This is a genomic window from Limnoglobus sp., from assembly GCF_059499385.1.
In genome coordinates this window covers 90,725-107,302 of record NZ_JCABYM010000131.1, presented here as the reverse complement: position 1 = coordinate 107,302, position 16,578 = coordinate 90,725, and the positions used below count along the sequence as shown (strand labels likewise).

Genomic DNA, 16,578 nt, shown 5'->3' with positions numbered 1-16,578 from the left:
GGATTTCTATCCCCCGGCGGTACGGGGAGGCCGGAAACCGAGGACCAAACCAGCCGCCCGCGTCACTCTTTGCCGCGCTTCACGTCAAACTGGTCCCGCTTCGTCGCGGCGTCACGAAGGGCCTCTTCCTTCCGTCCCGAGAAACCTCCCTGGCCACTCGACCAGTCGTGGTAGTTTTTGATCCCGCCGGCAAGTTGGAGCGAGAAGTCGACGGACGCGGAGTGCTCGGAGAACGGATCGCCGCACTTGATGTTCCGGAACCACCGCATCCACTCGCCCGAGCCACGAGGCGGCGGCGTCTTGGTGAACTCGGGGTTCATCGCGGCGACCACAGGGTATTGCGCCGTCGAGTGGCAGGACATGCACGACGAGGCGTAGTAGTCGGCCGGGCCGTTCAACCGCCCGCCCCACCCGAGGTGCTGGGGCGGCAGCTCGTGGGACTCGTTGATAACGGTTTCTTTCAACCGCTTGTTGATCACCGTGCGGGTCGGCTGGGGATTAACCTCGCCCTCGTCCGAAAGCGCTTCGTCGGCCCCCCACTGGAGGCCGACCGGGACGAGGTTGTACCACCGGTTCGGGTTCCCAAGGGCCCCGTTGTAGCAGAACGTGCCGAACACCCAGCCGCTGCCGTTGATCTTTTCGACCCGCGGGTCGCGGACCATGATATCCATCTGCAGCAGCCGCACACGCTGCACTTTCCGTGTCCGGTCGGCGTCGGACGTCTCCGCGTAAGCCTCCCATTCAACCGGCGGCGAGAGGAACGGAACCTGATCCACCGTGGCCTGCGTGAACAACACCTTGCAAACCACCGTGCCGACCGGGAACCTGGTGCCGGTCGGGTCCGGCTTTCGATGGTCACGCCACACCTGGCCGATCGTGTACCCGCCGAAGTTGTTGTAAAACCCCACCGCGTATGTTTGGAACTTGGTCGTCTGGGTGGCCGCGAGTTGCCGCGGCTGGCTGGTCGCCTCCCGCGTCAGGCCGCGGATCGCCTCCCGGCCGGCGCGGCCGGTGTGGTCCCAGTGCTGCCACGGCGCGTGGTACCAGCCGCGATTCTTGTTCTTCTCGAGGGCCCAGTTTTGGTCAACCGCCCCGGGCACGGTCGGCAGGGGGTTCACGTTGCCTTCAAAGCAGTAGTCTCGCACGGCGAGCAGGTATTTCTTCCAGTTGTCTTTGCCGGGGCCGTTCTCGTTGAACGGGATGTCGAGGAACGGGGGACGCCCGTCCGCGGCCGGTTGCGCCTCCGGATAGTCCTGCTTCAGACGAAAGAACGGCCCCGTGTACTGCTCGGCAGAAGGCATGAACCCGAAGTCGGGGAAGGGGTTTGCCCCTTGCAATTTGGGAGCCCTCGCGTCTTCAGGCTTAACCGGGTGGTCGTCCGCTGGGATGACCGGAAGGCGGTAGGCGCTGACGGCTAGAGTCGTCGCAATTCCTGCGACAGCAATCGCTAACGACCGTTTCATGGCGGAACCTCTTTCTATCAAACGTCTTTCGATTTCAATTTCCACGGATGGTAAGGGAGGAAACGGGAGATAGCGATGTTGGATGCAGCGTGAGCGTCGTAATCGTGAGTCGAGCACGATGCGGGTCGAAGAATAAAGCCGATGTCATGCCGGGTGAGAATTCCCCAAAGAGCACCGACTCCGGGGGAACTGAGCCCCCTTCGCTCCGCGCTCTACTTCTGGCCACATGATGATGTTGGCATCTAGGGCAAGTCATCCTGGAAAGACGTATTTCTCCCGCTAGAATGCGGACATGACCTAAACAGGCTATAGTGCTTTGAGCGACAACAACTACCAGCTTGGTGCCCGCCATGCGAGTATTTGCTCGCCTCGTCGTGATGTCCGGAGAAGCCGGAGGCTTGCTGTACCTTCGTCCGGGCCGCTATCTCATCGGTCGCCAATTCGACTGCGACCTCGTCATCGCCGGCCCCGACATCTCAAGACGGCACGCGGTCATCGAAATCGACCAGACGTCGGCCCGCGTCATCGACCAGGGCAGCCGCAACGGGACGCGAATCGACGGGATCGCCGTGGCCCGCGCGGACCTCGCGCACGGGACGCTCATCCAATTCGGGTCGACCACATGCGTGTTCGAGCATCTCGATGCCGCCGCACAGGACGGGGACGAGCCAACGCCGGCATGCCCAACCCGATCGGGTTCGAAGCCGGAGCTCACCCCTGCCCAGGAGAAAGTCTTGGTCTACCTGCTGAGCGGCCTGTCTGAGAAGGCCATCGCCGTGAAGTTTGGTCTGAGCCGGAACACCGTCCACAATCACGTCAAGCAGATCTACGTTGCCTTCCACGTCAACTCCCGGGCGGAATTGCTAGCTCAGTTTGTCCGACGAGGCGGCCAGGTAATTTGAACCACAGTCCAAATCGGCGCGCGACGGCCATGATTCGTCCAGAGCTTCCGTCAGGACGGCCGACGCCCCGTCCCATGCAAGGGCACGAGATTCGGTTCAACTCCGCCTTCCTGAGGCCTTCACGACTGGAGTGTGGTCTCCGGATGAGTCGGGCCGAACGCCTCCACAGGCAAGGTGTTCGGAAGGGTGCCCATGACGCCCAAAACCAGCGGCCCGCTCAACACCCCACGCCTGCCCCGTTCCCACAAGTGCAAGCCTTCTACTCCGACATCGCAGTTCATGAACTGACCGGCGATTAAGTCGCCCAAATCGTCAAGGCTCATTCCGGCCTCAGTGCCGCAAGACAGTCGTTTCCGCCGATGACCTGTTTAGGTCATTGCTGCCGCCGGGGCGGGTTCGTTTAACGCATTCAGGCCGCCACGAGCCGACACTTTAGACCAGAGGCTCCTATGGAAAAATGCAAACCGACCGAGGATCACGTCGAAAGGCCGTTCTACCGCCCGTGCGCGCCAGACGTGACTGACTTGTACCCTGCTGACTCGACTGGTCCGGTCCTTTGGTTCACTGGATCCGTTTCCGATACCGACTGTCAACCGCTCACGGGAACGGTGCTTGAGGTGTGGCAAGCGGACGGCCGCCAGCCGCTCACCACGGAAATCGAGTTGCTGCCCGATGAGTACACGGCCTCGGATCAACTGTACAACCCACATCTCGCCGTTCCATTCAAAGGAAGAGAAGAAACTTTGCTGTGCCCGAGTATCGCGTCCATTTCGACTTCGTTCTGCAGTGTGTCTCCGCAGCCGGTTATTTGATCGCCGCCAAGTCCCGCGCTCGGGGGTGAGTACCGACAATGGTCGTGGCCTCCAGATGTCCGACGACATTCCCCTAACTCCATCAGTCCCTTTTCAGGAGGCAAGATGACCACGAACCCGTTTGTCGGTACCTGGACGTACCGCAGCTTTCACAACAAGCCGGAAGAAGTCGAGGACTTCAACGACATCCGACTGTGGCAAGCGGCGCTCACCCTTCAAGCGGACGGCCCGGATCTCGTCCGGGGTCGGATCGGCTCCGGTGGCTACGACTTGGACATCCGTGGGAGCGTGTCCACGGACAACGGCGTGCCGACGATCAAGCTCCGAGCGGTCGGAGTAAGCGGCACCCAGACGGCCGGATGGGTCTACGATTACGTGGGGGTATTAGCCCCTGCATGGCCTGATGGCGACCAGCAGCGGCCAGCGATCGTCGGCACGGTAATCCGCTCCGTTCCGCATGCACCGAACCGGCCAGCAGGGCTGACATACTCGTTCGTGGCCGTCAGCACGTCCATCCCAGCACCGACGTACCAGCTTCCGCAAGGCGTAATCGCCCACTTTGCCGACCGCGTTCACCGCTTGCACCACGCGGTCTGGCATGGCATCCGTGGTAGCTGGAACGGGCTAAGTGCGACCGAGAAGGACGTAATCGCCAAGCTGGATTGGCGAATCCCCGGCGACCGGGTTGCGCTGATCTCGCCCGCGGAGCGGACTCGCCCGGCCGTGACCAACGGCGCAGGGGAGGATTTCCTGTTTTTCCACCGCCAGATGGTTGTTCAGTACAAGAAACTGATGGGCGAAGCGTCCGCAACGCCGCTCGAGTGGCCGGAGATTCCGCAACCCAGTGCAGGTGGCCCAAACGGCCCAGCCAACGCTGTACCACCGATCTGGTCGATCTCGGACTACCCCAACGTCGAGCGACGGTTCACTGTCGTAAAGTCTGACCCCTTTTACTGGAGCCGCATGAGGTGGTGGGACTACCAGTTCAAAGATCCGACCTACCTTGCCTCCCTAACCCTCGGTCAGTTTGGCGCGCTGGTCGAGTTCAGTGTGCATAACGACATGCACATTCGCTGGTCGGCGACGCCCCGCGACCCTGACACAAACGAGCTTCTGCCGCTGGGCCGAGCAGATGAAGACATTTCCACGAAGTGGGACAACCCCAAGTACGACTGGCTAGGCGAGTTCTACTCTTCCCACGTCAACCCCGTCTTCTGGCGGCTACACGGCTGGATCGATGACCGGATCGAGGACTGGTTCGCGGCTCACGAGTGGAGGCATCCCGGCAAAGTAAAGCGGGTCCAGAAGGGTGGAGTCCAGTGGTTCGCGCCGGGTGACTGGGTGCAGGTCGAACATCCGTGGGTGTGGCCGGAATCGCTAGGCGGGTACGGGCATGGTCACAACCACCATGACCCCGACCTACGAGCCAGACGCATCGCGAGCGCCGAGAAGGTGATGGCGGTGCTGTTCCCACCGCCGGCTCCCGTCGCCGCGGCGGAGGCATTGCCAGTCGATCAGGCCGCCAAGCGTGCGCGGCCGAGGAACCCAAACCGGACCAGCGTGATTGGGTTCTAGTGACGCCGAGCCAGTCGCCGCACCTGACCGCAGCCCAAAGCGGCTGCGGCGGGTGAGCTGGGTTGTTCGGCGCGAGTCCTTTAACAGAAAGCGAGTTGCCCAATGTCAGTTCCGTTCAGCGGTAAGGAGTTCACCTTTACCCAACCAGACGGCACCGCTCTCCGCGTCCGCGGATGGGGCGATCAGCATCATGCCGTCTTTGAGGCCGTTAACGGATACACGGTGGTCGAGAATCCGGCCACCGGCTTCTACGAGTACGCAGATGTCAGCCCAGACGGAGACGACCTGATGCCCAGTGGGGCGCGTCCACGACTCGTAAACCCGAAGAATTTGGGGCTCAAGCCGGGTGTCCGGGTGTCGCGGGCGGCCGCCAAGGCCAAGGCGATGGAGCGCCCGGGACTGCCGCCCGGCACGTCCCGCTGGGAGCAACGACGTCAGCAGTTTAAGCAAGCACTCCGCGGTGCGGCTGCTGCCCCTGGGGTCGCCCCCGCACCTCCGCAGCGCGAGACGGTCGGTGACTTCGTCGGCCTCTGTCTGCTGGTGCAATTTCCCGATGTCCCTGGGACCATCGCCCGAGACCAAGTTGATGACTTCTGCAACAAGGTCGGCTACACGGGATTTGGTAATAACGGTTCCGTATACGACTACTTTCTGGACATCTCCGGGGGCCGGCTCAAGTACAGGAATGTGGTGGCCCCGTACTATACGGCCCAGCACCCCCGAAGCTACTACACCGACGAAGAAATCGATCAGCCAATTCGGGCGCGGCAGTTAATCAAGGAGGCTCTAACGTACCACAAGGCCCACGGGTTCGACTTCTCCGGTCTAACCGTGGATGCCCAACAGTACGTGTATGCGACGAACGTCTTCTACGCCGGGACGCGGGTGAACAACTGGGCAAAGGGCCTCTGGCCCCATTCCTACCACCTCCAGACACCGTTCCACCTCACTCCGGGGAAGAACGCCTTCGACTACCAGATAACCGATATGACCAGTGAACTGTCGCTGGGCACGTTTTGCCATGAAAACGGCCACATGATCTGCGACTTCCCCGACCTATACGACTACGGTTACGAGTCGGCGGGGGTTGGCATGTTCTGCCTGATGTGCGCGGGGCCGAATGCGGACGAGAAGAACCCGCCCCACGTCGGTGCGTACCTGAAGTACAAGGCCGGGTGGGCCCAGTCGCTGACGAAGATCACCGCCGGCTTGGCCGGGACCGCGGAGGCCGGTTCAAACAAGTTCTTCATCCATCGCAAGGGGCCGACCGAGTACTACATCATCGAGAACCGCTTCAAGCATGGCCGCGACCTGGCGTTGCCCGGGTCCGGTCTGGCGGTATGGCGCGTGGATGAGTTGGGTGACAACCAGAACGAGCAGATGACCCCTTCACTCCATTACGAGTGCTCGCTGGTGCAAGCGGACGGGCGCAACGACCTCGAGAACGATCCCCAGAACCAGGGGGACGCCACGGACCTGTTCGCGAAGGGGGGGAACGACCACTTCGCCGGTGGGACGATCCCGAATACCAATTGGTGGGATGGGACCAAGTCCGGTCTGGACGTCAGCGCAATCGGCCCGGCCGGGGCGCAGATGACGTTTACCGGCAACATCTGATCCCACCGTTCCCGCGGTCGGGGGCGCATCAGCTGTTCGACGCGGGGCGGGCAGGCGGCTAGTATACCGCACCGACTTTTGCCCTAGCTCATACAGTGCGCACTTGACGATAGGGACACGTTCCGCATGCCGATCTACCCGCGTACGCCTCCCCCGGAGACTCATCATCCCACGGGGACGCGGGGCGGTGACTCACCAGCCCCATGGCGTCCCGGTTCCAGGCCCACGCCTCGGTCATCGTGAAGGCCCACAGGCAGAAGTGGAATGCGCCGACGTTGGCCCGCACGAACCGCACCTGCTGCTGGCCCGCTCCGACGACCTCGTACTCCCCTTCGCCGCTCGCATGCAGAAAGTCACGGAAAGTGCAGACTGCCCAATCCCCCGTATGAGGAACGACCAATGAAACTGTTCTCCGCCATGTCCAGCTCCGAGCGCGACGGCCTGGCCAAGGCGAAGGCCGACCTGTCCAAGCGGTTCTTGCTACGAGGAACGACCGCCCTGTCTGCGGTGCGCCCGCGGGGCGCGATGGGGAGCACGAGGCCTACGCACAACGTGGTCGGGGTCGGGATCGACGAGAAATACGTTGATGGCGTGCCGACCGGGGTTCCAGCGGTCAAGTTCCTGGTCAAGTCCAAGCTCCCAACCGGCGCTGTCCCGAAGAAGGACATGCTGCCTAAGATGGCAGGCGGGTTCGAGACGGATGTCGAGGAGGTAGGCCTGATCGTGCCCCAGGTGAAGGCAAGCACCCGCGACCAAGCGCGGGGCCGGACGATCAGTGTTCCGAACCCCCAGACGAAGTTCCGCCCCGCCCAGCCAGGCTCCTCCGTCGGGTTCCGTGAGCCCGCCGACGCGTTCATCATGGCCGGGACGTTCGGACTGCTCGTGAAGGACTCCGGCGGAGTCCACTACGTCTTGAGCAACAATCACGTCCTCGCCTTCGAGAGCGGGGTCGGGGCGGACGGGACCACGACCCGCGTCGGCCTGCCGGTGGGGTCGCCGATCTTTCAACCGGGGCTGCTTGACGGCGGGAACGCCAACACTGACCAGATCGCGAAACTGACGCGGTGGATTGACCTCCGAGCAGACCGGACCGACAATACGGTGGACGGCGCCATCGCCGAGCTGGACCCGCAGAGCGGAGCGATCGCGGATATCCTGTTCATTGGCCCACCGCAGGGGACTGCCGCGGCGGCCAAGGACATGATCGTTCACAAGTTCGGCCGGACCACCTCGTACCGCGCGGGCCGCGTGTCCAGCGTCGCCTTCGACGTCATGATCCCCTACGAGGTCGGCGACGTCATGTTCGAGGACCAGATCGCGATTCGTGGCCTGAACGGGCAGCGCTTTAGCGACTCAGGCGACTCGGGGTCGGCGATCCTCGAGCGGGGGACGAACAAGGCGGTCGGGCTCCTCTTCGCCGGGGCCACGAACGGGAGCTTGACGTTCGCCAATCACATTGGCGACGTGCTCGCCAAGCTCAAGGTCAAGCTGGCGTAGCGGCCAGGCGTGCAAACGGTGCCAAGCAATGGCCACATTCAACGAGATTCGGGCTCTGAAAAAGCGTCACTCGCCCTCCCTCCTTCGTCAACCGGGCGTGTGCGGCGTGGACATCGAAACGACTGCGTCGGGGGAGGCGGTGTTGACCGTCCACTTGTCCACCGCCGACCCCGCGGTTCGGGGCCAACTCCCAGACCAGTTGGAAGGGCACCCGATTCGATACGTACATACGGGCCCGATTCAGAAACAGTAAACAACCCGGCCCCCGAAGCCGCTTGATAATAGGCCGTATCTGAGGTTTTGTCCGAGTCATTTAGGGAGTCGGCCCGGCCGTTGTCGAGCACGCGACGCCATCCGTGATTATTTTTCGTTGAGAAAGCACACGATTTCTCGTGAGGAGGGCCGAGAGTTTCTCTCCATCGATCAATCCGTCGCCGTTGTCCGCATCCCCACGGGAGCCAGAGGTCAAACTACTCACCGCGTCCTTCGTGTCACTCGCGAACCCGAACCCTTTTAAATTCACTTCCCCACGCCTGTCGCACGGCTCGATGTTGCGGAGGCGAGAGGCAAGGGGGGTCGATCACGTCTTCACGTCGATCACCAACACCACGGGTGTTGATTCCGGGACGAGGTGCACCGTCGGCTCGTCGGCCTCGTTCACGGTCACGGTCACGACTTGATGCCTCACGAGCGCGACGTAGCGTGCGTGAAGGTCTCGACCTCGGATCGTGACCGCGGTCCCTGTCGTGAACGGGAGCGATATGGTTCCGCCGGCGAGTTTCACCGCCGTGAATCACGCATACGCGAGGCCCACGTGGCTCCCGGTCCGCAACCGGAACTCGACCGTCGGCAGGAAGTCTCCGTACACCGTTGGCAGCGTAAGGACCCGACTATCCTCCGAAACTCGTTGACCAGCGACACGGCGCTGTCCGGTTGATGTTGCGTGAGCCCCATCACCGACGGCGAACCGCCGGTGATCGATCCGATAGGCGTCCACCTCGGGCGGTTCGCGGGGTCAGGGCCCGAGGCGAGAGACGGTGCCCTTCAAGGGACGCCGTTTCCGTCAGCGGTGGCGAGGTCGGCCCCAACGTGTTCCTCCAGCACCGCGGGGAGCAGAGGACGCTGGCGAAGTCCTTGCCATCCGTCCGCATCCACGGGCTGTGCCCCGCGGCACGTCCACCGGCTCGGTTTGTACGAACGCAGAGACCCCCATCGCCGTGCCCTCCGCCTCTGGCATCCACAGCTCGGCAGCCGCGGGGCGTCGGTGAGCTGTGGATGCCGGAGGCGAATCATGCCCCCGCGGTATGGTGCAGCGCGTGGTTCATCCGGCCGTCGCCTCACAGCGGCTCCCCGCGGTCGGGGTGAACGGCGATCACTCCCGGGTGTTGCCGGCCCGATGATTAGCGCCGCCGCCACGCGGCCGTCAAGTCGAGGATAGCACGGCGGCAGGGGGTTATTCGAGCCCTAGCCGCTTCCTCTTATCCTCCCACTCGGCCAGCTCGCGCTTGTTGTCCGTCGCGAGCGGCTGGCCGGTGCGGAGCGCCTCGATCTCGAGCCGGGATAGCCGGAGCGAGTGGAAGTTGTAGTCCATGAACGCCTCGGCCGCGATCGGCACGATGGGCTGGATGAGTGCGAACATGGCGTTGGCGAAGTCGCGGATCTCCTGTTGGGCGTGCGGGTCCATGCGCAGCGACAGGAAGTGCAGCAGGTTGTGCAGGTCGATCTTCCAGTACCACTCGGTGTAGACGTTCAGCGGCAGCCCGATGCGGGCGAGCTCCCGGGCAACGCCCTTGTCGAGCATCTTCTGGTAGTCCGCGTAGTGGGCCTCGACCTCGTCGAGGTACTTGTAGAACTCATCGGCGGTCAGCGAGTCGACCTGCTCGGTGCCGCCCTGCCGGTTGGTCGTGCTCTGCTGCCGCAGGCTTTCCAGCGAGGGCCGGTAGAAGCGGTCCTTCACCACCGAGTAGCGGGCCGAGTACTCGTTGACGTTCGCCGTCCGGTGCCGGATCCACTGGCGGGCGACGAAAATCGGCATGACGTGGTGGAACTTGAACTCCACCATCTCAAACGGGGTAGTGTGGCGGTGGCGGGCTAGGTAGCGGATCAGCCCGCGGTCCTCGTTGACCTGCTTCGTACCGTGCCCGTAGGACACCCGGGCCGCCTGGACGATGGCGAAGTCGGCGGTCTTGCCGACCGGGGCGAACCGGGGCATGACGTCGAGGAGGGCGACGAGCCCGTGCTCGTGGACCTTGACCTCCCAGCGGTCGGAGCCGCCCATCACGTCGTACACTTCGCCCTCGGGCGGCTTCTTCTCGACGGTTATCCCAGACTCAACTGAGGCTTGGCTCATCTCGACCCCCTTCGCGCCGCCGGCATTCCGCAGCGCCCGTTCTTTCGGTGGGAAAAGCCGTTACGACCGCCCGCGACATAGTGTTCAGGTGAACATATCGAGTGGGCGAATGCAACACAAACTCAGCAGACCCCGCCACCGGCTGGGGACTTCCCCAGCCGGCTGTATTGTAGGGTGCGCGGCCTTGCCCATTCCTTTCGAACCGCCCCGGCCCCACGTGGCGCGAGAAACTGCGGGGTCTGGGCTGGTGTCATCGGCGGTGCCGAATCTGCCAGAAAAGTAAAAATTTGAGTTCTTTGCACTGGGTATCCGACGTTGGAGGTGGCGAACTCGGCCGCGCGGCCGCGGCCGGCGGAGGGCCAGGGAGGGCACCCCGATGGAAAGGACGCTGACGGCGTCAGTCGCGATCAGCCTGGGCGGGGAGGTCACCCCGGCGCGGGCCGAGGAGGTGATCGCGCGGTTGGCGGACACCAAGGATGGGACCTCGGTTTCGCTCCGTATTTCCGGCTACCCCTACATGACGCCCGGGACCGGCTGGCGGATCGGGAATGCCCTTCGGCGGTTCTCCGGCGACCATCTCGAGGCGAGCGTCCCGCCGTTCGGCGAGGGGGACTGGTTTCGGGCGTTCACCCGATCGGGCTTAGGCTACGCGCTCGCAGCTCATGCCGGTAAAATCCTCGCGAACGGGACGGACGTCACCGCCCAAGTGCGGAGCTTCTACGGCGCAAAGGATACGAGAGCGGACCAGAACGCCGTGATCTTCAGCGAGCTCCATCGAGGCTTGAGCGTGGACGCGGAGAGGGAGGAGCAGTTCCGCGACGCGTTCCTTGCGTCGTTGAAGAAGGTCAACGTCCGGCCAACGAATTTCGATCGCGACCGGTTGCGGGACGTGATCAAGCTGGCGTTCGAGGGGATTCAGAACGCCTACGACCACGCGGCGAAGCGACCGTTGCCGTCGGGCTCCAAGATCGTCAGCTACTTCCTGCTCGGGTACTACAAGAGCGTCCAGGGGCACCCAGATCCGACGGGTCGCCTCCGGGGCTACGAAGAACGACTCGCGGCGCTAACCAGGAGGGCCCGGACCGATTTCGTCCAGGTGTGCGTCAACGACGACGGGGTCGGGATTGCAGCCCGCCAGGCCCAAAACCTCGACATCTATCACGGGCCCGTCGGCGAAGAAGAAGCATCGTTACGCGACGCACTCCGAACCAGGTCGTCGGTCAAGCTCAGGGCGCAGGATTGCCGAGTCCGAGGTGCCTCGGGCTTCGGGTATACGTACATCGAGACCTGCCTACGCTCCTTGCGTGCCCTCGCGGTCCTCCGCACGGGCAGACTGCTGGCGTTCCTGGACGGCACGGATGACTCCGGTTCGGGCTTCCGCCTCGAGGGCGGGGTGCTCGGATACATGCCCGGAACCACGCTAGACATCTTGATCCCCATCGTCAAGGAAGGGGACGGCCAGCCGACCCTGTTCTCGGACTGACAGCCATGCCCATCACATACGTCCGGTTGGTCTACACGAAGCCGGCCCCGGACGTGTTCGAGTGGCGGTTTGACAACTTAGAAGAAGACAACATCCTGCTGATCGACCCCGTGCTCGAGGCTACGTCCGATTCAATCGGAACTCTGTACCGGGAGACGTTCGCGCGGTTCTTGCGCAGGCACGATGTCGTCGTGTTTCGAGGTGGAGGTCCGGAGTTCGTGAACACGGTCGCGACAGATGTCGTCGTGGGTGACGTCGTCAAACAACTCCGGGGCGGCGCGCTTGTCAGCCGGGCCGGCGAAATGAAGTCGCCGACCTGGATGCCGATCCCAGGAATGGAGGACCCCGCCAGGGTCCCCGACTTGAAAGCGCTACGCCAAGCCGAAGTCGAAGGTATCCTCAAGCGGACCGGCGCGATCTACGAGACCGACGTCTACCACTACGTCCTCCCGTACCAGGAACGGCACGCCGAGAAGTTCATCCGGCTGGCGGACGCCCTTCGCAGCGTCTACGACATCGACCGGATTCTCGATTGGCTCGTCGAGGCCATTACCGGGGACACGCTGATCATCGGCGACACGGGGTCGATGTTGCCGCTGATGGTTCGGCTTCGGGAGCACTCCCAGCGTGTAGCCGGCCACGTAATCGAGATCGCCACGCTCGACAAATACCCCGAAGACCGAGTCGATGTGACGGCACGAATCAGGGCCATTACAAACAGGCCGTTCGTGACCGACGCAGAGGACAGGGAAAAGCCTCTCAACTACCTCTTCCTGATCAGCGTCAGTTCGAGCGGCCGCCTGTGCCAGCTCTTCCACAACATGATCCCCGACAGCACGATTATCGTGCTCTGCCGGACGACGGCAGACGAGCTGCCGTGCAAGCAAGACCTCGCGACGGTGGAAATCCAGAACTGGCCGGCGGCGGCGTGCGAGAAGTGCGCTACCCACCCGCGGATCTACGTCGATCCCCAGACTTACGAACTCATCCCGCACCTCGACTGGAAGGCGGTGATCGTCGGCCAAACCAAGGCCAAGGAGAAGGCGAAATTCTGGTCGATGGTGAGCCGAAGGGATGCCGTCGAACTGCACAAGACCATTGAGTACTCCGGGACAGCGCCGAAAAGCGAGAGGCACTTTAGTGTCTTCCTCGACACGGCGAGAATGGCCGAGGATAAGTGGTTCAGGGAGAAATGCCTCGAGGCCCTCCGAAGTCTTGGCCGACCGGAGCCGCCGGACCTGATCCTCATCCCGCAGCACAAAAACAGCCACGTCGTCGCGGCGATCTGTAAAGAGGTGTTCGAAAAGCTCACGCCCTTGACCGTTCCTGCCGGGAAGATCGAGGAAAGCCTCAACGGCCCACTCCAGGGGGCGAAACGGATCCTGATCGCGGACGACGCCATCGTCACGGGCGAGACGTTGTTCAACTTCAGAAGCGCGATTTACAAGATAACCCAGCCGGCCGGGGCGAGGCCGTCGATCAGCATCTTCGTCATGGTCTCCCGGACAGCGAACGACGTCTTGCTGGAGTCTCTGGAGCGACGCTACCGCGACCACGAAGGGGTCAGAATCGCGTACGGCGAAAAGATCTTCTTGCCCGAGGAGCAGCACTGCCCCTGGTGCAAGGAGCGTGACTTCCTCCGGTCGATCGTAAGACTTCTTCCGGAGGACGAAGAGGTCCGGGAGTCGGTCCGGCTTCGAATCGAGCAGTTGACCCAGACGCCACTGCAGTGGCCGTTCTTCATGCTACCCGCAGACCACGGGCTGGAGCCGAACCTGAAAGCGGTCGATTCGTTTTTCGGAACCGTAGAGGAGCCACTCAACATCCGCGCCGCCTTCGCGGCGGGGGCTTGCGTCGCGCAGACGATGAAGATGGAGCTGGGTAACTCATCCCGAGCCCCCAAAAAGACCCAGAAGCCGAAGCGAGAAGGCCGGATCAGAAGACTCGCGCGTCAATGGTGGGTCTTGGAGCGCCTATATTTGGCAGGCCGAATTCTCTTCGGATACTCGCCCACGGGAGACGGCATCGAGTTCAAGTATGCGGATTTGCGGATGGTGTACGATTCGTTCTTCGAGACAACCCTGCTTTCCTCTTTGTTGCGCACCTTCGACGGCGTCGAGGTGCGGCACCCGGGCATCGACGAGAAGTTTAAGGTGAAACTTGAAGTTGCCGATCCCGTCCGCACTTATCCCGGGGCGGTCACCGAGTTGGCCTACGCGGCGATCAGCGGGAAGGTGCCGAAGCAGACGGTACGTGCGACACTGGAGAAGTTCCAGGGAACGGACCGCTGGTTCCGAATGTTGCTCGCGATCATGAACGCGGTGGAGGCGAAGTAGGCACTCCGCACCACCATCGTCACGACGCCGCACCGCGCTCCGAATACGCTCAAGATCGAGAGCGTGTTGATCGGGAGTTAACCGTGATGCTTCTCAACAAGAACTGACACGGCTCGAACGTCCCCGCCATACCGCGCCGGTCGAACCGGCCGCAGGAATCACTTCCGGCGAACAGGCCGATGTGGTACTGTTCGAGGGAACGACCGCAAGGGGGATATGAAACTGATCTTCACCATGCGCAATCGCCATGTAGCCGTGCCGGACGGCCCCGAGCCGACCTGCATCGAAGCACGGATCCGAACGTGTACCGCAGCTACTTCGAGAACGCGTGCGGGGACCAATCCGTGTTCGTCTACGACCGGGCCACCAAGTCGGCCTGCTGTACGCGCGCGACGCGGCCGTGCCCGTCGAGAACGGCCGGCCCCAAGGGCTGACGCTTTCGCCGGACCAGTGGGTTAGCGGAACCGGTGTCGTTCAACGGCTTACGGGACACATCCGACGCGATCGAATGATGTGAACCGGCCTTTGCTGTGCGGTGAGAAGCGGTGGACTGAGCGATTGTACCAGGATCGTCGTTGTTCACCGCTGCGGTTGTGAGTTGGACTTACCGCCCCTCTCCCTCGCCCAAGGGATGTCTTCCGCCTTGGCCAGGTCCTTGAGGAGGCGGATCTCTGAATTTCCGAACAGCACCGTCGCTATTCCGAGGGCGTCCTCTAAACGTTTCGGACTGTTTTGGTGGTGAATGAGGCACTTCGACACTCGGGCAAGCACGTTCGATGGAACCTGCTCATTCCAGGTTTCCGTCCGATCCATAGTGCGCAAGTCAAGAGCGTAGGTGTGGCGGGCGGTGGTTCGCCACAAGACATTTCCGCTCGCGTCACAAAGGTAGACGATGACCTCCCCGGTGAACCCGACGTTCCGGGTCGCCCAAGTCCTTGTCTTTGCGTCGAGCCGTCCGTTCTCGGATATCGTGACCTCGGTGTCCATCTTCCAGCGGTACATATCGCTGAGGGTGTCTCGGGTGCTGAACTTCAGAGGGAACCCAACGACCAGCCTTTCGGCCGTCCGGCTGTAGGCAGTAGACTTGAAAAGTTGTGGTTTCCACCGATCGGCCGGGGGGTAAGCCTCCCACTGGTCTGCCTGAGAGTCAATAAGTTTGACGACCTGCTCCGCCGCGATGCACCAGCTCAGCTTTTCCTTCTTGGGGTCGCCACCCTGGACTATGCCGACGACTTCTCGGTCGTCCTTGGTAAAATTGGAAGCGCTGCGGAGCACTGGCCCACCGCTAAACCCTCGCGTGATTTGCAGACTCTCGAGCATGACCACCGGCGTGAGCCGGGCATCTCCGTCGGCATACTCGGAGCCAACTTTTTGACCGAAGCTACCGGTCTGACTCACCGTCGCTCCTGATACCCAAGAGAACGGGACCTGATTCACACCGAGCAGGACGATGACTGGGTTTCCTACCGCCACGACATGCGTCGCGGCCGGTGGAGCATTGTCGGCCAATTTCGCTGGCCGTCGCCCGCACTCAGCCAACTTGGCTTTCCCGGTTGGCGTGACCTTGAATACGCATAGGTCCGACGCTGGTGAGCAGAGGAACGACTTCTCCACCAAATCCGTGAGCTTGAATTCGGGAACCCCCTTCTCGTTCACCTCAACCGCCACGAAATCGACCTCGTGCAGGCAGTGGTATGCGGTCACGAGGTAGTGCGGGCCGTTGTCGGTGCGATAGACGTAGGTAGCAGTGCCCGTTGCCCGCTCACCGCCACTCTTGGCGGCGACGAACCGGAGTGCACAATCGGTAGGGTGGGCGGGCGGTGCGGCGAGAGCCGAGGTGCTGACGGCAAGTATGACCACCGTCGCTGCCGTCAGAAGTCGTGCGTGCATCCGAGGTGTCCTCCAGTCGTGTTGGGGCAGCTAGTCTGACGCTACGGAGCCTTATCAGCGTTCAGCTTGGCCAGTAGCTTACCTGCCCGCTCGCGGAACTGTTTCACTTCGGCCTCTGTCAGCTTTTCGTTCTCATTTCCGCTGAACTGATGCAGGAATTTCCGGGTCTCGTCAATCTCCTCCCTGCTATACTTCCACTCCACGGACGTCTTCTGTCCTGTCGATGTCTGTTCAGACTTGTACTCCGCTGACCTGAGGGTTCCGAGCCCGAGCATCACGGCACCGAACAGCAACACAACGAGGCCAGGGGCTGCGTTGACCAACTGGGCCTTGAATTCCTTCGCTTCGACAATCAGCTTCGCCGGCCCGCCGACACCCCATTTGAACAGAAGCATCCCACAGACCACGAATCCGAGGCCGCCGAACACCACGAGCAGTCGCTCGGTACCACGGAGCCACATCAACGATTGGAAGTCAGTCACGGCTTCCCTCCAAGCTGAACATGGGCTACCACCAGATGATTCGAGCGTAACCGGAAAATCTTTCCCGCACACTGAAAAACCTCGGCCGACCGGCGAGTGCTCTCGGTGTGCCTAGAACGCCGATTGTGTCCCAAACGCGAAGCGCCTCCATGAGATCAAGCGACCGCACCG

At 62.5% G+C, this 16,578-nt stretch carries 10 protein-coding genes; 6 read left to right on the top strand and 4 right to left on the bottom strand.

Features of this window, described 5'->3' with window-relative positions:
• Window positions 1-62 precede the first annotated feature (62 nt).
• Entirely contained in the window at window positions 63-1,508 is a 1,446-nt protein-coding gene (locus tag AC5JJ2_RS23125; protein ID WP_495860400.1) for a hypothetical protein, read from the bottom strand.
• Window positions 1,509-1,813: 305 nt separating this feature from the next.
• Here AC5JJ2_RS23125 and AC5JJ2_RS23120 point away from each other — a divergent pair, with 305 nt between their 5' ends.
• The 4 genes from AC5JJ2_RS23120 to AC5JJ2_RS23105 all read left to right on the top strand — a co-directional run bounded on the left by AC5JJ2_RS23120 (window position 1,814) and on the right by AC5JJ2_RS23105 (window position 7,866).
• Window positions 1,814-2,365 (top strand): FHA domain-containing protein, encoded by a 552-nt coding sequence (locus tag AC5JJ2_RS23120; RefSeq protein WP_495860399.1) that lies wholly within the window; start codon window positions 1,814-1,816, stop codon window positions 2,363-2,365.
• Between the two features lie 917 nt (window positions 2,366-3,282).
• Window positions 3,283-4,752 (top strand): hypothetical protein, encoded by a 1,470-nt coding sequence (locus tag AC5JJ2_RS23115; protein WP_495860398.1) that lies wholly within the window; start codon window positions 3,283-3,285, stop codon window positions 4,750-4,752.
• 102 nt (window positions 4,753-4,854) lie between these two features.
• Window positions 4,855-6,369 carry a M6 family metalloprotease domain-containing protein gene (locus AC5JJ2_RS23110; protein WP_495860397.1) on the top strand — a complete coding sequence of 505 codons (1,515 nt, stop codon included), beginning with the start codon at window positions 4,855-4,857 and terminating at the stop codon, window positions 6,367-6,369.
• 399 nt (window positions 6,370-6,768) lie between these two features.
• Window positions 6,769-7,866: a chymotrypsin family serine protease gene (locus tag AC5JJ2_RS23105; protein WP_495860396.1), complete on the top strand. Its 1,098-nt coding sequence runs from the start codon at window positions 6,769-6,771 to the stop codon at window positions 7,864-7,866.
• Window positions 7,867-9,319: 1,453 nt separating this feature from the next.
• Here the strand turns inward: AC5JJ2_RS23105 and thyX are convergent.
• Window positions 9,320-10,216, bottom strand: coding sequence for an FAD-dependent thymidylate synthase (gene thyX / locus AC5JJ2_RS23100; protein ID WP_495860395.1), 897 nt, complete (start codon window positions 10,214-10,216; stop codon window positions 9,320-9,322).
• A 376-nt stretch (window positions 10,217-10,592) separates the two neighbouring features.
• Between thyX and AC5JJ2_RS23095 the strand changes: the two genes are divergently transcribed.
• A complete protein-coding gene (locus AC5JJ2_RS23095) occupies window positions 10,593-11,699 on the top strand; it encodes a hypothetical protein (protein WP_495860394.1) in 1,107 nt (368 codons plus the stop codon).
• Window positions 11,700-11,704: 5 nt separating this feature from the next.
• Window positions 11,705-14,035, top strand: coding sequence for a hypothetical protein (locus AC5JJ2_RS23090; protein ID WP_495860393.1), 2,331 nt, complete (start codon window positions 11,705-11,707; stop codon window positions 14,033-14,035).
• 579 nt (window positions 14,036-14,614) lie between these two features.
• On the opposite strand, the gene AC5JJ2_RS23085 is transcribed toward AC5JJ2_RS23090, so the two are convergent.
• Window positions 14,615-15,925, bottom strand: coding sequence for a S1 family peptidase (locus AC5JJ2_RS23085; protein WP_495860392.1), 1,311 nt, complete (start codon window positions 15,923-15,925; stop codon window positions 14,615-14,617).
• Between the two features lie 41 nt (window positions 15,926-15,966).
• Entirely contained in the window at window positions 15,967-16,407 is a 441-nt protein-coding gene (locus AC5JJ2_RS23080; protein ID WP_495860391.1) for a hypothetical protein, read from the bottom strand.
• Between the last annotated feature and the right edge of the window lie 171 nt (window positions 16,408-16,578).